The organism is Rhizobium sp. NLR8a (genome assembly GCF_019685235.1).
Taxonomy (GTDB): domain Bacteria; phylum Pseudomonadota; class Alphaproteobacteria; order Rhizobiales; family Rhizobiaceae; genus Rhizobium.
Map to the genome: position 1 here is coordinate 1 of NZ_JABDWI010000020.1, position 19232 is coordinate 19232.

The following is a 19232-nucleotide window of genomic DNA, read 5'->3' on the forward strand; positions in this document are numbered from 1 at the left end:
GATCACCAACGTCGACCTGGAAACGGATGTAGCCTTCGATCTTGAGGCAAGTTTCGGTGCCGGGGATGTAGAAGTAGCCGGTGCCGTAAGCGTCGCAGACGCGAACATATTCAACCGGTTCCGGCTCGGCAGCAACAATAGCGTCAGCAGCCTGAGCACCGGAAACTACTGCGAGAGCAGCAGCGGAGCCGAGAAGAAGGCTCTTGATGTTCATAAATGACCTCCAATTCAAAGTTTCGATCGGGTTTGGGATCTTTCGCTGAGCAGCGTTCCCTGCCCCATCCCCGTGTTTCAAGAAGTGGACGATCCGTCGCCCTTGCTTCCGAGGGTGAAAATACAAGACGGCGACCGTCACGCAATCACCAACTTACTCGAATGGGTGGTTTGCGGGAGCCTTCCCGACATTCTGTTGCCGAAAGGACACAAGTCGGGCAACCGGCCCCGATTTCCTTTATGCTTTGTTAAGAAAAGCCTGGTTTTGCGGCTGCTTAGCGGAAATCGACAAAGAACTGGACAAGCGCCTTCCGACGCATTCGCGACACCTTTTCGACAAGATCCGGCAGTTACGGGAGAGATGGCAGCTCCCGAAAGCGTAACCGCACGTTCACGGATCCGCTATCGGCGCTGCCTGAGGCAGAAGAGCAAAACGTGATTCCCGCCGACGATTCTCTCTCGTCGAGACGAAACGATTCTCCTGCGCGCGACTTGGGGGCGATAGCCGACTAAGCGGCCGTGATTCGCCAACAGAAGATAAGACTTGGATGCGTTGCGGAAATCGAAATGGCGGAGAAGATGGGATTCGAACCCACGATACGCTTTTGACGTATACTCCCTTAGCAGGGGAGCGCCTTCGACCACTCGGCCACCTCTCCGGTGCCGCCTAACTAGGGTGAGCGGTCTGTGAATGCAAGGGTTTTTTGAGTTTTCACCAGAAGAAATGCAGCGGCGGCCTTTCGGCTTTTTACGGCCAGACGAGAAAAATCGCTCGTCTGCGCCCGCCTCCAAAAGCTCGGCCGATCGATCCTTCAGGCGCACACGCCTTGCGGCGCGCGCGCTCGCGGACTCAGCTCAATAGGCTCTTCAGATCGGCTGAGGGGTCGGCGAGGATCGCTCGATTGGGGTTAGTGCCAGATTCCAGCAGTTTTTTGCCGGTCACATAGGCCTTCGCGTCATTGATCGCGTCGACAGCGATCAGCCGGCCTTCCCTGAAGTACCAGATCGAGTGAGCCCCTTCGCGGGCGCCCGGACGCAAAAGCGTGTCGTCATAGCCGAGATTGAAGCCGGCGATCTGCAGCTTGACGTCGTACTGGTCGGACCAGAACCACGGTTTCGGCTCATAGGGCTCGTCGCCACCAGCGATGACGGCTGCCGCAGCTTCAGCCTGGTCGACAGCGTTCTGCACCGATTCGAGCCTGATGCGCCCACCCTGCCATGGAAGTGCGGCGCAATCGCCGGCCGCAAAAATCGCCGGATCGGAGGTGCGGGCGAATTCATCGACAAGGATGCCATTGGCGACTTCGAGACCGGCTTCCTTGGCAAGCTGATCGTTCGGCACGACGCCGATGCCAACGACGACGAAATCGACATCGATGACCGAGTCGTCGGAAAGGGCGGCGCCGGAGACGCGGCCATTCTTGCCGATCAAATGCTTCAGGCCGGTCTTCTCGCGGATCACCACGTCGTGGCTCTCGTGAATGGCGCGCATGAGGTCGGCCGTTTCCTTCGCCGCGACACGCTGCAGGATACGATCGGCCATTTCGATGACCGTGACCTCGAGGCCACGATGGCGGGCGACGGCCGCAGCCTCGAGGCCGATGTAACCGCCGCCGATGATGAGGACGCGACGACCCGGGCGCATTTCATCGGCCAGCAGATCGGCGTCGCGCTTGTCGCGGGCGACATAGACGCCTTCGAGATCACCGCCGATTGCTGCCGGCAGCCGGCGCGGCGTCGAGCCGGTGGCGAGCACCAGCGTACCATAGTCGAGAACGGAGCCGTCCTGCAGCAGAACTTGCTTGCTGTCCCGCTCGATCTGTTCGGCCCAGGTCGAAAGGCGAAGATCGACGTCGTTGTCGGCATACCAGTGTTCCGGGCGGAACAGCAGGCGATCGAAGCTCATTTCGCCGAGCAGATATTTCTTCGAAAGCGGCGGGCGCTGATAGGGGGCTACATCTTCGGCGCCGATGAGCGTGATCGGGCGCGTATCCTTCAAAGCACGCAGTTTGGCCGCCAAGGCGAAACCCGCCTGTCCCGCGCCGATGATCACCACTCTATCCGTCACGATCTCACTCCTGAAACTAGGCTCGACACTTACGCCAAGGCCTATCCCCTGCCCTATGCGCCGTCAACGGAAAGCGGCTTCTTACATTCAGCCGATTTCGATCCAGCGACGCTCGTGGAAGGACTGTGCCATGGCATGCACCGACTTTTCTATCCTGAGACCGTCTTTAAATGTCACGATCGACGACGGCTCGCCTGATATTGCCCGGATCAGCTCGCGGCACTCGATGATCTTCAGATCGTTGAAGCCGAGGCCATGGCCAGGAGCCGGGATGAAGCGATCATAGGGCCGATGGGCAGGCGCCGCCAGTATCTTGCGAAAGCCCTGCTCCGAACCCGGCCCTTCTGCCTGATAGAGTTCGAACTCGTTCATGCGCTCCTGGTCGTAGAGGATCGAGCCTTTCGAGCCGTAAATCTGCAGGGCGATGCGCCCCTTGCGACCCCAGGCGGCGCGATTCGCCATCAACACAGCGGAGATGCCGCCGCCGAAGCGCATCAGCACGTTGGCGGCATCGTGATTTTCGACGGCGCGGCGGCCACCCTCGCTGAGCGGACGGTCGGCATAGGGCTTCACCATATCCGTTATGACGGCCTCGACATGGCCGAAAAGATACCAGAGCAACGACAGCGGGTGCACGGCGAAATCGTCAAGTGCACCATAGCCGGCGGAAAGCTCGCTTTTCCAATAGAAGAAGACGTCGGGATCAGCCATGAAATCCTCGTCCATTTCGACGCGGACATGGTTGACCGTACCGATGGCGCCGTCGCCGACAAGCTTCCTGATGTGCCGCATGACGGGATTCTGAATGTAATTATAGCCGAGAGCGGCAATCTTGCCGGACCGCTCCGCCGTCGCCAGCATGCGCTCGGCATCGGCATAGGCGGGCGCCATCGGCTTCTCACACCAGACATGTTTGCCGGCTTCCAGGGCAGCGACCGCCATTTGGGCATGGAACTGATTGGGCGTGGTGACGGAAACGACGTCGACCTCGGGATCGGCGATCAGCGCCCGCCAGTCTGCCGTTGCCTTTTCGAAGCCGAACTCACCGGCACGGGCCTCGGCAAGCCCGGCATTGGCTTCAGCCAGGTGCACGAGCCGCGGACGCTCGACATCGCCGAACACGGTCTTCACCGCATTCCAGGCCAGTGCATGGCACTTGCCCATATAACCGGTGCCGATCAAACCGATGCCAAGTGGCTTCATTTTCCATCTCCTCCAGAAGTGTGCGCGGATTTTTGGAATATCTGGATCATTTTGGCAAGAGACCGTTGGCAGGCATATGGCCTTCATTCTATCGGTGCGATTGTACAAAACCCTTCAATTACAGGCGATTAAAAACAATTAGGCGCGCCGTTCGAAATCGTCTATGCTCGGCAATATGGAATATTTGTTTCATCCCGTGAGCCGCAAGCATGGATAATGATCCCCAAAGGCACGCGCGCGTGCCGCGCGATTTCGAAAGCCTGCGCAGCACCATCATCGAGCGCAAGGCGAACATGCCTAAGCGGCTGGCGCAGGTCGCCGCCTTCGCGCTCGGCAATCCCGATGAAATCGCCTTTGGCACGACGGCGAGCATCGCGGCCGCCTCCGACGTCCAGCCCTCGACGCTGGTACGCCTCGCGCATCATCTCGGTTATGGAGGCTTTTCCGATCTGCAGAGCATCTTCCGCGAACGGCTGCGCGACCGGACGCTGAGCTATGAAGAGCGGCTCGTCACGCTGGAGCAAACGAGCGGCGACGACGAAGACGCCAATCTGCTCTCCGGCTTCATTGCGGCGGCCAGCCAATCGGTCAACCGGCTGGCGGCGACGGTGCAGAGCGATACGTTCACGAAGGCAGTCAATCTCCTTGCCGGCGCCGACACGATCTATCTGATCGCCAAACGGCGCTCCTACCCGCTGACGGCGCACATGACCTACGCTTTTTCCAAGCTCAATATCCGCCATCAGATCGTCGCCTCGCCGAACGGAGTCGACCCTGAGATGGTGCAGTTCGCAACACCCAGGGATGCGGCGATCGCGGCGAGCTTTTCGCCTTACGCGGCCGACAGCCTCAGCCAGAGCCAGGAACTTGCCGACCGTGGCGTCCCCGTCATCGCCATTACCGATTCGGCCTTCTCGCCCCTCGCTGCCTGCGCCACGCACTGGTTCGAAGTGGCGGAGGCCGATTTTGCCGGCTTCCGCTCGCTGTCGGCCTCGATGGCGCTGACCATGGCGCTGCCGGTCGCCATCGCCGAACGGCGTCGAAAACGTCAGCATTCAAAAGCTGTAAAAGCCAAAATGGAATAAACATTCCGAATTGACAAAATATCGGAACCGATGTTTCATTATTAAATATTCGCAGGCACTGGAAGCCGCGCAAAATCTAGCGGGAGGACATCATGATACAATCGAATCCGGGATTACAGCCGGAGCCGGCGCTTGATGTAATCACCATCGGCCGCTCCTCGGTCGATCTTTACGGCCAGCAGATCGGTTCGCGACTGGAGGATATCGCCTCTTTCGCCAAATCCGTCGGGGGCTGCCCGTCCAATATCGCCATCGGCACGGCGCGGCTCGGCCTCAAGTCCGGGCTCATCACCCGCGTCGGCGACGAGCAGATGGGACGCTTCATCCGTGAGCAGGCGGCGCGGGAAGGTGTGGCGACGGACGGCATCGTCACCGACAAGGAACGGCTGACAGCGCTGGTGCTGCTTGCGGTCGAGGCCGAAGGCGTGTCGCCGATGATCTTCTATCGCTCCGACTGCGCCGACATGGCGCTCGAGGAAGGCGATATCGACGAGAATTTCATCAAGTCGTCGCGCGCCGTTCTCGTTTCCGGCACGCATTTTTCGCGGCCCAACACCGAGGCCGCGCAGCGCAAGGCGATCCGCATCGCCAAGGAGAACGGCCGCAAGGTGATCTTCGACATCGACTACCGGCCGAATCTCTGGGGCCTTGCCGGCCATGCGGAAGGCTTCGAGCGCTACGTGAAGTCCGACCGCGTCTCTTCGAAGATGAAGGAGACGCTGCCGGATTGCGATCTCATCGTCGGCACCGAAGAAGAAATCCTCATCGCGTCGGGCGCGGACGACGTACTCGGCGCGCTGAAGGAGATCCGACGGCTGACGCCGGCGACCATCGTGCTCAAGCGCGGCGCGATGGGCTGCATCGTTTATGACGGGCCGATCGCCGACGACCTCGAAGCCGGCATCGTCGGCCAGGGCTTCCCGATCGAGGTGTACAACGTGCTCGGCGCCGGCGACGCCTTCATGTCCGGCTTCCTGCGCGGCTTCCTGCGCGATGAGCCGCTGAAGACCTGCGCCACCTGGGCCAATGCCTGCGGCGCCTTCGCCGTCTCCCGACTGCTCTGCTCGCCCGAATATCCGACCTGGGCGGAACTCGACTTCTTCCTGAAGACCGGCAGCAAACATCGGGCGCTGCGCAAGGACGAGGCGATCAACCATATCCATTGGGCATCGACCCGGCGCGGCGAAATCCCGCTTCTGATGGCGCTGGCGATCGACCACCGCTCGCAGCTTGTCAGCGTCGCCGATGAACTCGGCGTCGGCCACGACAAGATCGTCGCCTTCAAGCGGCTCGCCGTCGAAGCCGCCGCTCGCGTTTCGAACGGCCGCGAGGGCTACGGCATGCTGATCGATGAACGTTTCGGCCGCGACGCATTCTTCGATGCGGCGACGAAGAATTTCTCCTGGATTGGCCGGCCTGTCGAACTGCCGGGCTCGAAGCCGCTGCGCTTCGAATTCAGCCAGGATATCGGCTCGCAGCTTGTCGAATGGCCGCTCGACCATTGCATCAAGTGCCTGTGCTTCTACCACCCCGACGATCCGGCCGAATTGAAGACGGAGCAGCAGGAGAAGCTGCGCACGCTTTTCGAGGCCGCGCGCAAAGTCGGTCGCGAGCTGCTGGTGGAAATCATCGCCGGCAAGAACGGCCCGCTCGCCGACGATACGATCGCCACCGCGCTGGAGGAACTCTACGCGCTCGGCATCAAGCCGGACTGGTGGAAGCTGGAGCCGCAGGCTTCCGGCGAAGCCTGGAAGAAGATCGATGCGGTGATCGCCAAAAATGATCCATGGTGCCGTGGTATCGTGCTTCTCGGGCTCGAAGCGCCCGCAGAGGAACTGATCTCCTGTTTCGAGGCGACGCTGGCGGCTCCCTCGGTGAAGGGCTTCGCCGTCGGCCGGACGATCTTTGCCGATCCGGCGCGCGCCTGGCTCTCCGGCGAAATAAACGACGAGGCGGCAATCGCCGACATGGCCAGCCGTTTCCGGCAATTGACAGAGGCCTGGCTTCAGACGCGCGGGCTTCACTGAGAATTAGACCCCTCCCCAACCCCTCCCCACGAGGGGGAGGGACTTAACTTGAGGAATCGCTTCACGCCACAAACGAGCTCTCTTGCGGACGCAACGTTGCGGTGAAATGCGGCGAGCCCCCACGAGTTAGCCCCTCCCTTGTGGGAAGGGGTTGGGGAGGGGAAACCAGACAAAAAGTTAAAAGTTCGGGAGGCCCCGATGGGCAAGACGATACGGTTGACGATGGCGCAGGCCATCGCGCATTTCCTGAAAGTACAGATGACTGTTGTCGACGGCAAAAAGGTGCCGATCTTCGGCGGCGTCTGGGCGATCTTCGGCCACGGCAACGTCGCCGGCATCGGCGAGGCTCTCTATCAGGTGCGCGGGGAATTGACGACCTACCGCGCTCATAACGAACAGGGCATGGCGCATGCCGCGATCGCCTATGCCAAGGCAAATTTCCGCACGCGCTTCATGGCCTGCACGACCTCGATCGGCCCCGGCGCGCTGAACATGGTGACGGCCGCGGGTGTCGCCCATGTCAACCGCATTCCCGTTCTCTTCCTGCCTGGCGACGTCTTCGCCAACCGCGCGCCGGATCCGGTGCTGCAGCAGATCGAGGATTTCGGCGACGGCACCGTGTCGGCCAATGATGCCTTCCGCCCGGTTTCGCGTTACTTCGACCGGATCACCCGGCCGGAGCAGATCATCACCGCGCTAAAGCGGGCCATGCAGGTGCTGACCGATCCGCTCGATTGCGGCCCGGTGACGCTGTCGCTCTGCCAGGACGTTCAGGCCGAGGCCTTCGATTATCCGGAAAGCCTGTTCGAAGAAAAAGTCTGGACGACCCGCCGGCCGCAGCCGGATGCCGACGAACTGGCAAATGCCATCGCCCTTATCAAGGCATCAGAGAAGCCGGTGATCGTTGCCGGCGGCGGCGTGCTCTATTCGCAGGCAACGAAGGAACTCGCGGCCTTTGCCGAAAGCCACGCCATTCCCGTCGTCGTCACTCAGGCCGGCAAGTCGTCGATCAACGAGACCCATCCGCTGGCGCTCGGCTCGGTCGGCGTCACCGGCACATCGGCGGCGAACGCGATCGCCGAAGAGACGGATCTCGTCATCGCCGTCGGCACGCGCTGCCAGGATTTCACGACCGGCTCCTGGGCGCTCTTCAAGAACGACAACGTGAAGATGGTCGGCCTCAACATCGCCGCCTATGACGCGGTGAAGCACGACAGCCACCCTGTGGTGGCCGATGCCCGCGAAGGGCTGAAGGCGCTTTCGGCAGGGCTTTCCGGCTGGAAGGCGCCGGCAGCGCTTAGCGAGAAGGCAGTTGCGGAAAAGAAACTCTGGATGGAGGCTGCCACCAAGGCGATGGCGGCGACCAACACCGCCCTGCCCTCCGATGCGCAGGTGATCGGCGCGGTGGCGCGCACTCTCGGCGGCGAGAACACGACAGTGCTTTGCGCCGCAGGCGGTCTGCCCGGCGAGTTGCACAAGCTCTGGCCGGCGACGGCGCCCGGCAGTTATCATATGGAATACGGCTTCTCCTGCATGGGCTACGAGATCGCCGGCGGGCTCGGCGCCAAGATGGCGCGCCCCGAACGGGATGTCGTCGTCATGGTCGGCGACGGTTCCTACATGATGATGAACTCCGAGATCGCGACCTCGGTCATGCTCGGCCTCAAGATCAATATCGTCATGCTCGACAATCGCGGTTATGGTTGCATCAACCGGTTGCAAATGGGGACCGGTGGCGCCAACTTCAACAATCTGCTGAAGGACTCCTATCACGAGGTGATGCCGGAGATCGATTTCCGCGCGCATGCCGAAAGCATGGGCGCCATCGCCGTCAAGGTCAGCTCCATCGCCGAACTCGAGCAGGCGATCGTCGATTCGAGGAAGAATGATCGTACGTCCGTCTTCGTCATCGACACTGATCCCTTGATCACCACTGAGGCCGGCGGCCATTGGTGGGATGTCGCGGTGCCGGAAGTCAGCCCGCGCGAAGAAGTCAACAAGGCGCGCAGGGGTTATGTCGAAGCCCGCGGCTCCCAGCGCATCGGCTGAACAGGTTTAGCCCCATTTTTCCGGAGGAGCGGACCCGCTCCTCCGCAATGTCTTCAAGGAGAATATTGATGAAGGCCAAACTCGGCATGTCGCCCATCGCATGGTGGAACGACGACCTTCCTGAGCTTAGCGACGATGTGTCGCTTGAAGAATGCCTGCGGCAATCGCGCAGTGCCGGTTTCACCGGCATGGAGCAAGGCCGCCGTTTCCCCAGCAACCCGGAGGAGATGCTGCCCATCCTGCGCGCCGCCGACGTGACGCTCTGCGGCGGCTGGTTCTCCGGCACGCTTGTCAATGAGGAGCTTGCCGCCAACAAGGACCGCATCGCGCCGATGATCGAGCTTTTCAAGGCGGTCAATGCGCCCTGCATCGTCTATGGCGAAGTCGGCCGCTCCATACAGGGCGACCGCTCCAAGCCGCTCGCCACCAAGCCGCGCCTCACCGACGACGAGATGAAGGCCTATGCGCGCCGCGTCACCGAATTCGGCGAATGGTGCGCCGAGCAAGGCATGCCGCTCTCTTATCACCACCACATGGCGGCCGTCGTCGAAACCGAGCCGGAGCTTGACGCCTTCATGCGCAATTCGGGCGAAGGTATTCCGCTGCTGCTCGACGCCGGGCATCTGGCCTTTGCCGGCGGCGATGTGCTGCGCGCCATCGACAATCACCACGCCCGCATCAACCACGTCCACGTCAAGGACATTCGCCAATCCGTAGTGGACGGACTCGATCGCAGCCGGCAATCCTTCCTCGACGCCGTAGCGCTCGGCGCCTTCACAGTGCCAGGCGATGGATCACTCGATTTCGGCGCCATCGTCCAGCGCTTCGCCGACCACGGCTATGAAGGCTGGTTCGTCGTCGAGGCCGAACAGGATCCGCGCAAGGCGCCGCCGCAGAAGATGGCCGAGATCGGCCATGCCGAACTAATGCGCGTGATGACGGCGGCTGGTTATACGGTGGAAACGGAAGGTTTCCCGAAGCGGTAACGGAAAGAAGGCCCCTCCCCACCGGTGATGGGTTGAACGAACTGCCGGAGCAAGGAGCCCCCTCATCCGCCCTTCGGGCACCTTTGCCGGGGTTGAGCCACGGGGCTCAACCCGTCCTTCGCCCCCCAGCGGAGAGGGGGAAACGAGGCAGCGCGGCATACACCTTCTCCCCTCGGGGAGAAGGTGCCGGGAGCCGGATGAGGGGGCTGCGCCCATCAACATACGAGGAGAAACACCAATGCCAAACCTCAAGGTGAAACCATCAGGCACGCATGGCTGCGTCACGCATGTCACCCCGGAAAGCGCCGGCTGGACCTATGTCGGGTTCGATCTGCACCGGATCAAACCGGGCGAGACTGTTTCGGGAGAGACCGGCGAGCGCGAGGTGTGCCTGGTCTGGGTCAGCGGCAAAGGCAAGGCTTCGGCCGGCGCGAAGGATTTCGGGACGCTCGGCGATCGGATGAACCCCTTCGACGGGGCTCCGCACGCGCTTTATATCCCGATGGGTTCGAATTGGTCGGTCACGGCGGAAACTGATCTGGAACTCGCCGTCTGCTCGGCGCCCGGCGGCGGCGATTATCAGGCGAAGGCGATCCCGCCCGGTACGCATCCGCAGGTGACGCGCGGCAAGGGCACGAATGTGCGCTACGTCAACAACATCATGCCTGAGGACGATAATTCGGCGCATTCCCTGCTCGTCGTCGAGGTGATCACGCCAGGTGGCCACACCTCCTCCTATCCGCCGCACAAGCACGATCAGGACGACCTGCCGAACGAGAGCTTCCTGGAAGAGACTTACTACCATCGCCTCAATCCACCGCAGGGTTTCGGTTTCCAGCGCGTCTACACCGACGACCGCTCGCTCGACGAGGCCATGGCGATCGAGGACGGCGACGTGACACTGGTGCCGAAGGGTTATCACCCCTGCGCGGCAACGCATGGCTATGATCTCTATTATCTCAATGTCATGGCTGGGCCGAAGCGGATCTGGAAATTCCACAATGCCGCCGAGCACGAATGGCTGCTGACGGTATAAAGGCCGCGTTCGATCGCTAAATAATCTGACAGCGCCAAACCGTCGATGATGGTTCACTGCCTCCATCCAATGAGGATGGAGGATCATCATGCATAGCTCGAATTTCACGATACCGGCCCGCAATATCCGCTCTTCGCGGCTCATCCGGCCCGGCCTTCTCTCTGCAGTCGGCACGGCGGTCCGCTGGCTGGGGCGCAAGATCGGCGAACGGCGCAACTACAATGCGCTGATGGAACTTTCCGACGCTCAGTTGAAGGATGTCGGCCTCTCCCGGGGGCAGACAGAAAGCGACGTGCACGTTTACAGCCGCTACTGAAACATCAAACTCACTGTGTTACTGTGCCCCTGTGCAGCCTTGTCGGGCTGCCTGCCTGAACCGGATGATACGATGTTGCAGTTTTCAACAGCACTGCTCCTGAAAACGAAGACCGTCACCATTCGTGACGTCGTCTGCAATGGCGAGTGCCGCCACAAGAGCGACGAGGAATGTGCTCACAAGACAAGCCTCGTCTATCCCTATCGCGGCGTCTTCATGCGCCATGTCGGCCGCACGGATACGGTGGCTGAAGCCAATCAGGTGTTGTTCTTCAATGCCGCTCAGGGCTATCGGATCAGTCATCCGATCGCGGGCGGCGATGCCTGTATCGACCTGTCGATCGACGAATCCATGCTGGAAGAGCTGGCGCCGAAGGAGCAGGCGCAGCCCGGCCCGGCCTTTTCCTTCCGCCGCCAGCGCCGGCGGATCGACCCGCGCGCGCAGGCGCTGGTCGCCCTGCTGCGTCACGGTCTTAGGCGCAACGTCGCCGAAACACTCGAGGCGGAAACGCTGGCCCTGACGCTGGTTCGCCGCTCGCTCGGCGAGCGCACGTCGCACGCCGCCGGCGCCAGCCTCGGCCGGCAGAAACTCGTCGACCGGGCAAAGCTGGTGCTTTCCTCCGATCTCGCGCGACGCTGGACGCTTGCGGAAATCGCCTCGGAAGTCGGCGTTTCCCCTGTTTACCTCACCCAGGTCTTCCAGCAGGTCGAGGCCACGCCGCTCTATCGCTATCAGCTGAGGCTGCGGCTTGCCCGGGCGCTCGATCTGCTCGGCCAGTATGACGATCTGACCTCACTCGGCCTCGATCTCGGTTTTTCCAGCCACAGTCATTTCAGCGCCTCTTTCAAACAGGCCTTCGGTCAGACTCCGGCCGAATTTCAGCGCTCGGCGCAACTGCGGCGCCGACCGTAGAGCTTTTCCGAGTTGATCATCGCTAAAGTTTTCGACAGCGATGACGCGGTCTTCGATGCTCTTATGGCGCTGTCCCGATCCAGGGACGATCAATGGAGGATTACCCGATGAAGAAGACCACATGTGCTGCCTGCGACTGCGAACTCGGCGCCGAGATCATCACCGTCAAGCTCGGCGGCAGGACCGTCGAAGTCTGCTGCCAGGAATGCGCCGAGGCACTGAACGAGGCGGAAGCGTCGACGTCGGCCGCTCAGAGCGGCAACGAATAGGGGCAATCGCCGGAGGCCGCGCTGGGAAGGCGCGGCCTCCGCCTCTCAGGCGGGCAGAAGCCCGTATCGCCAGCCGCGGCGTCTGGCATTCTCAGACAGCACCAGCAAGGCAAGCACCACCATGCCTGCCTCGGCAAAGACAGGCACCATCCAGATTCCCTGCTCGCCGAAGACGAAGGGCAGCAGGAAGGTGAGAGGCAGGGTGAGAAGATAGGGTCGCGACAGACCGAAGATCGCCGCGCGCGGCGCATCCCCGATCGACTGAAAATAGGACGACAGGATCAGCATCTGCCCGAAGAGAAAATAGGCGCCGATCGTCCAGGGCAGAATTCGCCTGACCTCGGCGATAATGGCGGGATCGCCAACGAAAACGGCGCCGATGCGACCGGCCAGCAATTCCACCGTGATCTCCACCAGGCTGCAATAGACGAGTGCCGAGAGCATGGCGATCTGCAGGCTTCGGCCGACGCGCAACCCAAGGCCGGCGCCGTGATTGTTGCCGGCGATCGTCTGCAGTGTGATGCTGAGGCCAAGCAGCGGCAGATAGGTGAAGGTCAGGATGCGGGTGATAATGCCGTAGGCGGCAAGGGTGGCGGTATACTCACGCGTGCTCCAGAGCGAGACGTTGACCAGAATCGCGGCCGAGGCAAGCGATATGCCGATGAAACCGAGGCTCATCGGCGCGCCCAAGGCGACGATGCCGCGCCACTCGACAAGGGCGAATGCGGGAGAAGGCCTGAGTGTCGCCGGCCGGCGCCAGCGATAGACGAGCACGGCCACGAGACAGATGAACTGCGAGGCGATGGAGCCTGCGGCCGAACCGACCACGCCCCAATGCATCACTGCCATGAACAGCCAGTTGGCGAGGATGTTAAGCAGTGAGGCCGAAAGTGTGACCACCGTCATGAACCCGATCCTGCCTTCACAGCGCAGCCCGTCGAGATGCAGCGACAGGAAGAAACTCACCGGCGTCGAGGCGATCATCGCGCCCATGAAGAGCATGGCGCCGTCGGCTACGGCGGTGTTGCCGGCGGCGCCGGCATCGATGATCCGCCCGCCGAGGGTCCAGTAGACCATGATGAGAATCACGATGACGGCGAGCGCCAGCGTATGGGCGCCGGAAAATACCCGACGCGCGCCCTGGCGATCGCCGGCACCGAGCCGACGGGCGAGGATGCTTCCCATGCCGTTCGAGACGAGCGATTGCAGGGCGACCAGCAGCATAAGCCCCGGGAAGATCAGGCTGACGGCTGAGAGGGCGTCGGGGCCGACATAGGCCCCCAGGAAATAGGCGTCGACGACAGCAAACAGGCCGTTGACAGTGGTGATCGCGACGATCGGCGCCGCAGTTCTGATGAATACGCCCGGCAGCCAGCCGGTGAGGAAGGCATTGTCATTGGAAGGATCGGCCATGGAGAAATCCCTGCGATATCGGGCGACATCCGCTGCGGCTTGAACAAGCGCATGCATGCGGACAGCCTGGAAAGGATGAGGAGCGATCAGAGATCGAGCACCAAATGAGGCACGCCGTTCGAGGTCTTCCTGGGGGAGACGCCGTCGGCATCGATCTGTGCACTCACGCGTCGACGAAAGGCTGAAAAGCTCTCGAAGGTGACCACGTCAACCGCTACATCGAAATGGATGCTGATTCGGTGGAGGCCGCCCGGCAGAGCCGAAAGCGAGAGAATTTCGCCCGTGAACGGCTGATTGAGATAGCGGCCGCGAATATGGGCGCCGACGAAGAGCGGCGTCTTCGTAGCCGCATTGGGTTTTGCCGCCAGAGCCGCAAGCGTATTCCAGTCACGCGCGCCGTGCTGGCGGGCGATCATTTCCAAGGCCGCACCGTGGGTCAGCGCGGTGCCGCGATCGTTCATCGCCTGGCGCAAGCGCTTAGCCTGGGCCTTCAGTTCTTCAATGCCGGGATAGGTCGTCATGGAGTGAGCCTTCGCAAGGCATGCTCTTCGACTGCAAATGGGAGCTCGCATTGCCGTCAGTCAGCATGCACAAGGGGCCGTGACCATGATCACGAGGGCTTCACCATGGATTTTCATCCGCGAGCGGCCGGTGCCTCGAACCGGGGCTTTGTATGCGCGATCGCCGTCGGCATGTCAAGAATGGCGCGACTGCCCGCAGAATTGCGCGAATTTGGAGCAGACCTGGCCGGAATCGATGCGATTTCCAGCGATTCTCAGCAACAGCCTTCAATCTTAACGACGATCTTCAGCAATCGTCAGCACTCTTGCATTATTCTCTGCTTATGATGAGCGGAGGCTAAAAGGGCCTTTCAGATGCACCTCGACACAGAACACCCCAAGCCGGAACGTGCCTACAGGGAGTTTCACCTCGACAGGCCCGGCAATATCATCTTCGTCGGCCATCACCTCAGCACCGGAACCCAGGTGCGCTGCCTGATTCGCACGATCACGCTTGCCGGCGCGGTGCTCGAAGTCAGTCCGAGCCTCGAGATGCCGAGCCATTTCTTTCTCGAAATACTCGGCATCCATGACGAGATCGGCGCCACCGTGGTCAAACGCGAAGAAGAACTGGTGACGATCAGCTTCAACATGCTGCTCAATCCGGAATTCCTGCACCACGTGCTGCGATTGAGCTTCGAAAACTGAGGCCGCCTCCAATCGCCGCCCGATCGGGGCGCGGCCTCCTCGTCTCGCCCCTTCTTGCTGAGAGATGCGCGATGATCGGTATGATCCAGAGAAGTCCGCGCCATTCCGGGCCATCGAGCGGATCGGCCATGGGATCGCGGCGCATCCGGTAATTGCGGGACGCGACTTCGTTGAAGAGAACTACCCAGTTGAGAAGCATTGCCTATCCTCCATCTATTGCTGGAGTAGTTGAGCTAAGCCTTCACGCCTTCGCTATGTAGAGGCATGGAGGAAAGGGGGTTTTCATCCATGAAAGAGGCGAGCTGGGACGATCTGCAGCTTTTCTTCCATGTCGCGACCGGCGGCGGGCTTTCGGCGGCGGCGGCGCGGACGGGGCTCAGTGCGCCGACGATCGGCCGGCGCATGCTGGGGCTCGAACGGCTGACCGGCCGGTCGCTGTTCAACCGCGGCCCCACAGGCTACCTGCTTGCCAAGGACGGCCAGGAGTTGCTCGATCGCGTCCGGCTGATGCAGGATGCGGCGCGGGCGATCTCCGACTGGCGCGGTGAAGTGCTGACGCTGCCGATTGTGTCGACGGTCGTCGACAGCTGGACGTCGCGCTTCATCGCCGACCACCTGGCCAGCGTCTGGACGCCGAAAGACTGCTTTCGCATGTGCTATAAGACTTGTGACGCGAGCGTCGATTTCACCTATCGCGAGGCGCATATCGCCATTCGCCACAGCCGGCCGGATGGCGGCAACGTCGCGATCCGCCGTTCAGTCAAGGTAGCGCATGCGGTTTACCAGGCAGCCGATTATGACGAGAGCAATTGTAACTGGATCTCGCTCGGAACAGATATCGCCATAACACCGGCGGACAAGTGGACTTTCGAACAGCCGGATTATTGGATCACCAGCTGGACGAACACGCCGCATATGCTCTTTTACCTGATCCGAGGGGGCGCCGGCCGCGGCGTGTTGCCCTGTTTCATCGGCGACGAGGAGCGCAAGCTCGTCCGAGCTGGGCCTGTCATCGATGCATTGACCTACGAGGTGTGGATCGTCGCGCATGACGACGAGCGGCAAAGGCCGGAAGTCAGGACGGTCATCGATCGCCTGGCCACACTGTTTGCCGATCATGAGGATCTCTTTGCCGGAGAGAGACCGTTGGTCTGAAGCGAACAAGAACGCGGGCCAGCGGGCCCGCGTTTGCTCACCGGTTGGTTTCATCACGCGGCGAGATGCCGCTCGATATCGTCGATCGGCAGATTGGTATAGTCTTTCGCCAATTCCGCCAATATAGCCGCCTGCGTCCCGGCGCTCAGCGCCGGCCGCAGGGTGCCGAGCGCCTTCGGCGGCGCGATGAGGACGATACGGCGCGCATCCTTTGCCTGCGTCAGCTCGTCCATTCGCTCAGCCACATGTTTCAGAAATTGCGCTTCGGCCTGCTCCTGCCAGCTGGTCTCTTCGACAGCGCTGCGGCTCCATCCATCAGCGGCATGGCTGCGGCCAGGCTTGTCGCTGCCGAGCTCACGATCGGGCTCGTTCGGCTGCGTCAGCGTTTCCAACACCGTCAGGCTCATCAGCTGGGCATCGCCGGCATTCTGCATGATCAGCGCCTTGGCTCCATTGCAGACTACGACCCATGATTTCCCGGGGATTCTGATGTCGGTCATCTTCAACTCCTCGCTGTCGTCATCGAAGCGCCTTGCTTCATCGATCGAAAGCGCGTCGCGATCTTTCAGATTCGCTCCTTGCGCTTTCGGTTTTTGTTTTTACGCATGTCGTTATCGCAAACCGCTGACACTTTTGCGCGACATGCTTTAGGCAGAACGCCCGACCATTGAAAGAGTTCGAGAAAACTGCGCCGAAATCGGTCGGGGAACAATCCGTAATGCATTTTGGCGGGAGAGCCTGCGTTCCGATTCTGAACATTCGGCGTACCGCATGGAAACAAAATTTGAACTCGTTAAAATTGTCTTTTTATATTTGACGAATGTGCAAAACATTCATGTGACCGTGGCTGAAGCAAGATCAGCTTGCTCCAGAGCAAGAACCCCCAATTGTGCCCTGCCTGACGGAGAATGTAAGATGACTATGCTCCGCGCCACACACCTTGCAACGGTCAAATCCGCCATTTACGACCTGCGCTGGGAAGAGTTCAACGTCAAGCGCCCGGCCCGTATCGTCGCCGTCCGGCCGTGCCTCACCGGAGTCTCGATGCGAAGCGCCGAGATCATCGACATATCGCAGGGCGGTGCGACGTTCATCGTCTCGACCACCGCCGGTCTGCCGAAACATTATTATCTCAACATTCTCGGACTAGCCTATCGGATCGGCTGTGCCGAGGTCTACCGCAATAAGGAACGCATCGGCGTGAGGTTCATCAACCTCCTGGACCCCGAGGTTCTGCGCCGCGTCGTGCGCGCCGATTTCCTTGTCGGCAATATGGAAGCGATCGACGCCCGGCGTGCGCCGATGTTTCGGGAGACAAGGCCGGCGGCCAGTCTCGCATAAGTCGTCGATCGAAGGCGAAATTTGGCGGCGATTCAAAGCGCTACGCCGTCCCTGCCGCGTTTGAACAGGCGCGCCGGGCTGCTGTGGTTGCGGAATAATCTTGCTTGCCTTGGCCGTGCCCGGGCCTATTGTTGCGCCTGATCTCAACATGTCCGGGAAACCGCTTTCGCATGTCCGCCTTCTCGCGCTTCACGCCCCTCATCAGCGCCCTGCCCTCCACAGTTCCCTTCGTCGGCCCTGAGGCCATCGAACGCCAGCGCGGACGTGCCGTTCTGGCGCGCATCGGCGCCAATGAGAACGGCTTCGGCCCGGCCCCTTCCGTGCTTGCCGCGATGCGCGAAGAGGCACGCGACATCTGGAAATACAACGACCCGGAAAATTTCGCGCTGCGGGAAGCGCTTGGCGCGCATCTCGGTGTGACGTCCGCCAATATCGCCATCGCCGGCGGCATTGACGAATTGCTCGGCCAGATCGTCCGGCTGGTGATAGAGCCGGGGGCGTCCGTTGTTACCTCGCTCGGCGCCTATCCGACATTCAATTTCCATGTCGCCGGTTTTGGCGGCCGCCTGGTGACCGTCCCCTACGCAAACGACCGCGAGGATCTCGACGGGCTGCTCGATGCCGTCAGGCGCGAGAAAGCGCCCCTCGTCTATTTCGCCAATCCCGACAATCCGATGGGAAGCTGGTGGGACGCCGACAGCATCGTCGCTTTCGCCCGGGCGCTGCCCGAGACCACGATGATGGTGCTGGACGAAGCCTACAGCGAAACGGGGCCGGCAAATTCGCTGCCGTCGATCGCTTCGCTCATCAATCTGCCGAACATCGTCCGCACCCGCACCTTTTCCAAGGCCTATGGGCTTGCCGGCTCACGCACCGGCTACGTGATCTCGACCTCAGGCACGGCACAGGCCTTCGACAAGATCCGCAATCATTTCGGCATGAATCGGCTGGCGACCGCCGCAGCGTTGGCCGCGCTCAAGGACCAGGCCTATCTGGCCGAAGTGATCGGGAAGATCCATGCTGCGCGGGAGCGGATCGGCCGCATTGCCCGGGCGAACGGTCTTGAGCCGCTGGCGTCGGCGACGAACTTCGTGGCGATCGATACCGGCCACGACGGCGCCTATGCGCGGGCGATCGTCGATGGCCTTATCGAGCATGGCGTCTTCATCCGCATGCCGGGTGTCGCGCCGCTCAATCGCTGCATCCGCGTCAGCGTCGGGCCTGAGGCTGATATGGCGCTGTTCGAGGAAGCGCTGCCGCAGGTCTTGAAGACACTCGCCTGAGCTGTCATTCCTGTCCGCTCGCCGACATCGGTCGGTCTTCGCCATTTGTCTGGGTGTTGCGTTCAGCTGAGTTCCTGGGCGAGGCCGATCAGAATCCCCTCAGGTCCGCGGATGTAGCAGAGCCGATATGCATCCTTATACTGAACGACCTCTCCTACGAGCTGCGCGCCGCGCCTGCGGAGCTTTTCAAGCGTCTCATCGATGTCATCCACTGCGAACATGACGCGGAGGTAGCCGAGGGCGTTGACCGGTGCGTTCCGGTGATCTGCGATGACAGGCGGGGCCAGGAAGCGGGAGAGCTCGAGCCGGCTGTGGCCATCCGGCGTGCGCATCATGGCAATCTCGACGCGCTGATCGCCCAGTCCGGTGATACGTCCGGCCCATTCGCCTTCGACCGTGGCCCTCCCTTCGAATTCGAGGCCGAGTTCGCCAAAGAAATCAATCGCCTCTCCGAGGTCTTCGACGGCGATTCCCACGTTGTCCATTCGCTTGAGCGCCATGTTTTGATCTCCAAGGTGTCGTTGCAATCGACCAGGTCTTGCCTCGTCTAACGAAGGACGTCCGAGGCACGCCAATACCGACAGCTTGGAAAACATCTGTTAAAGCGCCGTGCGTCCTTTTGGACAGGCGGCGCTCCAACACGTCGAGCTGACGTATCGTTCCGTCTG

The 19232-nt window shown here is 61.4% G+C and carries 21 protein-coding genes and 1 tRNA gene; 13 read left to right on the top strand and 9 right to left on the bottom strand.

The annotated features are described in order from the left end of the window. From HJC04_RS29750 to HJC04_RS29765, 4 genes are all read right to left on the bottom strand, one after another. Window positions 1-214, bottom strand: a 214-nt coding sequence (locus tag HJC04_RS29750) for a porin (RefSeq protein WP_221147729.1), incomplete at its 3' end; no start/stop codon positions are given. Window positions 215-781: 567 nt separating this feature from the next. Continuing rightward, window positions 782-872 (bottom strand) — tRNA-Ser (locus HJC04_RS29755). 191 nt (window positions 873-1063) lie between these two features. Next, on the bottom strand, window positions 1064-2281 hold the full coding sequence (locus HJC04_RS29760) for an NAD(P)/FAD-dependent oxidoreductase (RefSeq protein ID WP_210628519.1): 1218 nt from the start codon (window positions 2279-2281) through the stop codon (window positions 1064-1066). 87 nt (window positions 2282-2368) lie between these two features. After that, a complete protein-coding gene (locus tag HJC04_RS29765) occupies window positions 2369-3484 on the bottom strand; it encodes a Gfo/Idh/MocA family protein (RefSeq protein ID WP_210628520.1) in 1116 nt (371 codons plus the stop codon). 209 nt (window positions 3485-3693) lie between these two features. Between HJC04_RS29765 and HJC04_RS29770 the strand changes: the two genes are divergently transcribed. The 8 genes from HJC04_RS29770 (at window position 3694) to HJC04_RS29805 (ending at window position 12164) form a co-directional block, all read left to right on the top strand. Further along, window positions 3694-4569 carry a MurR/RpiR family transcriptional regulator gene (locus HJC04_RS29770; RefSeq protein ID WP_210628521.1) on the top strand — a complete coding sequence of 292 codons (876 nt, stop codon included), beginning with the start codon at window positions 3694-3696 and terminating at the stop codon, window positions 4567-4569. A 92-nt stretch (window positions 4570-4661) separates the two neighbouring features. After that, window positions 4662-6596: a bifunctional 5-dehydro-2-deoxygluconokinase/5-dehydro-2-deoxyphosphogluconate aldolase gene (iolC, locus tag HJC04_RS29775; RefSeq protein ID WP_221147730.1), complete on the top strand. Its 1935-nt coding sequence runs from the start codon at window positions 4662-4664 to the stop codon at window positions 6594-6596. Window positions 6597-6794: 198 nt separating this feature from the next. Continuing rightward, complete coding sequence (iolD, locus tag HJC04_RS29780; RefSeq protein WP_221147731.1) at window positions 6795-8645, top strand: 3D-(3,5/4)-trihydroxycyclohexane-1,2-dione acylhydrolase (decyclizing); 1851 nt, start codon at window positions 6795-6797, stop codon at window positions 8643-8645. A gap of 68 nt (window positions 8646-8713) precedes the next feature. After that, on the top strand, window positions 8714-9631 hold the full coding sequence (iolE, locus tag HJC04_RS29785; protein WP_210628524.1) for a myo-inosose-2 dehydratase: 918 nt from the start codon (window positions 8714-8716) through the stop codon (window positions 9629-9631). Between the two features lie 238 nt (window positions 9632-9869). Beyond that, on the top strand, window positions 9870-10667 hold the full coding sequence (gene iolB, locus HJC04_RS29790; protein WP_221147732.1) for a 5-deoxy-glucuronate isomerase: 798 nt from the start codon (window positions 9870-9872) through the stop codon (window positions 10665-10667). 88 nt (window positions 10668-10755) lie between these two features. Continuing rightward, window positions 10756-10983: a DUF1127 domain-containing protein gene (locus HJC04_RS29795; RefSeq protein ID WP_210628526.1), complete on the top strand. Its 228-nt coding sequence runs from the start codon at window positions 10756-10758 to the stop codon at window positions 10981-10983. Window positions 10984-11055: 72 nt separating this feature from the next. Beyond that, window positions 11056-11895 (top strand): helix-turn-helix transcriptional regulator, encoded by an 840-nt coding sequence (locus tag HJC04_RS29800; RefSeq protein ID WP_210628527.1) that lies wholly within the window; start codon window positions 11056-11058, stop codon window positions 11893-11895. 107 nt (window positions 11896-12002) lie between these two features. Beyond that, window positions 12003-12164: a hypothetical protein gene (locus HJC04_RS29805; RefSeq protein ID WP_210628528.1), complete on the top strand. Its 162-nt coding sequence runs from the start codon at window positions 12003-12005 to the stop codon at window positions 12162-12164. A 45-nt stretch (window positions 12165-12209) separates the two neighbouring features. Here HJC04_RS29805 and HJC04_RS29810 read toward each other — a convergent pair whose 3' ends face one another. Further along, on the bottom strand, window positions 12210-13577 hold the full coding sequence (locus HJC04_RS29810; RefSeq protein ID WP_221147733.1) for an MATE family efflux transporter: 1368 nt from the start codon (window positions 13575-13577) through the stop codon (window positions 12210-12212). Window positions 13578-13663: 86 nt separating this feature from the next. Then, a complete protein-coding gene (locus HJC04_RS29815; protein ID WP_210628530.1) occupies window positions 13664-14098 on the bottom strand; it encodes a glyoxalase superfamily protein in 435 nt (144 codons plus the stop codon). 105 nt (window positions 14099-14203) lie between these two features. Here HJC04_RS29815 and HJC04_RS29820 point away from each other — a divergent pair, with 105 nt between their 5' ends. Further along, the gene (locus HJC04_RS29820) at window positions 14204-14425 is read left to right on the top strand and encodes a hypothetical protein (protein WP_221147734.1); all 222 of its coding nucleotides are present in this window, start codon (window positions 14204-14206) and stop codon (window positions 14423-14425) included. A gap of 27 nt (window positions 14426-14452) precedes the next feature. Beyond that, on the top strand, window positions 14453-14785 hold the full coding sequence (locus tag HJC04_RS29825) for a hypothetical protein (RefSeq protein WP_210628532.1): 333 nt from the start codon (window positions 14453-14455) through the stop codon (window positions 14783-14785). Here HJC04_RS29825 and HJC04_RS32000 read toward each other — a convergent pair. Further along, the gene (locus HJC04_RS32000; RefSeq protein WP_247241666.1) at window positions 14736-14984 is read right to left on the bottom strand and encodes a hypothetical protein; all 249 of its coding nucleotides are present in this window, start codon (window positions 14982-14984) and stop codon (window positions 14736-14738) included. The genes HJC04_RS29825 and HJC04_RS32000 overlap by 50 nt on opposite strands. Window positions 14985-15073: 89 nt before the next feature. Between HJC04_RS32000 and HJC04_RS29830 the strand changes: the two genes are divergently transcribed. Then, window positions 15074-15940: a LysR family transcriptional regulator gene (locus HJC04_RS29830; protein WP_221147735.1), complete on the top strand. Its 867-nt coding sequence runs from the start codon at window positions 15074-15076 to the stop codon at window positions 15938-15940. Between the two features lie 53 nt (window positions 15941-15993). Here HJC04_RS29830 and HJC04_RS29835 read toward each other — a convergent pair whose 3' ends face one another. After that, window positions 15994-16440: a host attachment protein gene (locus HJC04_RS29835; protein WP_210628534.1), complete on the bottom strand. Its 447-nt coding sequence runs from the start codon at window positions 16438-16440 to the stop codon at window positions 15994-15996. 415 nt (window positions 16441-16855) lie between these two features. On the opposite strand from HJC04_RS29835, the gene HJC04_RS29840 reads away from it, so the two are divergent. Both HJC04_RS29840 and HJC04_RS29845 read left to right on the top strand, forming a co-directional pair. Then, window positions 16856-17281, top strand: a complete 426-nt coding sequence (locus tag HJC04_RS29840; RefSeq protein ID WP_184453433.1) for a PilZ domain-containing protein — start codon at window positions 16856-16858, stop codon at window positions 17279-17281. A 170-nt stretch (window positions 17282-17451) separates the two neighbouring features. Further along, a complete protein-coding gene (locus tag HJC04_RS29845) occupies window positions 17452-18564 on the top strand; it encodes a pyridoxal phosphate-dependent aminotransferase (protein ID WP_221147736.1) in 1113 nt (370 codons plus the stop codon). A gap of 62 nt (window positions 18565-18626) precedes the next feature. Here the strand turns inward: HJC04_RS29845 and HJC04_RS29850 are convergent, their stop codons facing one another. Further along, window positions 18627-19064: a VOC family protein gene (locus HJC04_RS29850; RefSeq protein ID WP_221147737.1), complete on the bottom strand. Its 438-nt coding sequence runs from the start codon at window positions 19062-19064 to the stop codon at window positions 18627-18629. Window positions 19065-19232: the final 168 nt, after the last annotated feature.

Excerpts from the sequence above, each read along its gene's own strand:
- HJC04_RS29805 (WP_210628528.1), top strand. The coding sequence starts at position 12,003 with ATGAAGAAGACCACATGTGCTGCCTGCGACTGCGAACTCGGCGCCGAG.
- iolE (WP_210628524.1), top strand. The coding sequence starts at position 8,714 with ATGAAGGCCAAACTCGGCATGTCGCCCATCGCATGGTGGAACGACGAC.
- HJC04_RS29845 (WP_221147736.1), top strand. The coding sequence starts at position 17,452 with ATGTCCGCCTTCTCGCGCTTCACGCCCCTCATCAGCGCCCTGCCCTCC.
- HJC04_RS29795 (WP_210628526.1), top strand. The coding sequence starts at position 10,756 with ATGCATAGCTCGAATTTCACGATACCGGCCCGCAATATCCGCTCTTCG.
- iolD (WP_221147731.1), top strand. The coding sequence starts at position 6,795 with ATGGGCAAGACGATACGGTTGACGATGGCGCAGGCCATCGCGCATTTC.
- HJC04_RS32000 (WP_247241666.1), bottom strand. The coding sequence starts at position 14,984 with ATGCTTCTCAACTGGGTAGTTCTCTTCAACGAAGTCGCGTCCCGCAAT.
- HJC04_RS29770 (WP_210628521.1), top strand. The coding sequence starts at position 3,694 with ATGGATAATGATCCCCAAAGGCACGCGCGCGTGCCGCGCGATTTCGAA.
- HJC04_RS29830 (WP_221147735.1), top strand. The coding sequence starts at position 15,074 with ATGAAAGAGGCGAGCTGGGACGATCTGCAGCTTTTCTTCCATGTCGCG.
- iolB (WP_221147732.1), top strand. The coding sequence starts at position 9,870 with ATGCCAAACCTCAAGGTGAAACCATCAGGCACGCATGGCTGCGTCACG.
- HJC04_RS29810 (WP_221147733.1), bottom strand. The coding sequence starts at position 13,577 with ATGGCCGATCCTTCCAATGACAATGCCTTCCTCACCGGCTGGCTGCCG.
- iolC (WP_221147730.1), top strand. The coding sequence starts at position 4,662 with ATGATACAATCGAATCCGGGATTACAGCCGGAGCCGGCGCTTGATGTA.
- HJC04_RS29765 (WP_210628520.1), bottom strand. The coding sequence starts at position 3,484 with ATGAAGCCACTTGGCATCGGTTTGATCGGCACCGGTTATATGGGCAAG.
- HJC04_RS29840 (WP_184453433.1), top strand. The coding sequence starts at position 16,856 with ATGACTATGCTCCGCGCCACACACCTTGCAACGGTCAAATCCGCCATT.
- HJC04_RS29820 (WP_221147734.1), top strand. The coding sequence starts at position 14,204 with ATGGATTTTCATCCGCGAGCGGCCGGTGCCTCGAACCGGGGCTTTGTA.
- HJC04_RS29825 (WP_210628532.1), top strand. The coding sequence starts at position 14,453 with ATGCACCTCGACACAGAACACCCCAAGCCGGAACGTGCCTACAGGGAG.
- HJC04_RS29815 (WP_210628530.1), bottom strand. The coding sequence starts at position 14,098 with ATGACGACCTATCCCGGCATTGAAGAACTGAAGGCCCAGGCTAAGCGC.
- HJC04_RS29850 (WP_221147737.1), bottom strand. The coding sequence starts at position 19,064 with ATGGCGCTCAAGCGAATGGACAACGTGGGAATCGCCGTCGAAGACCTC.
- HJC04_RS29835 (WP_210628534.1), bottom strand. The coding sequence starts at position 16,440 with ATGACCGACATCAGAATCCCCGGGAAATCATGGGTCGTAGTCTGCAAT.
- HJC04_RS29800 (WP_210628527.1), top strand. The coding sequence starts at position 11,056 with ATGTTGCAGTTTTCAACAGCACTGCTCCTGAAAACGAAGACCGTCACC.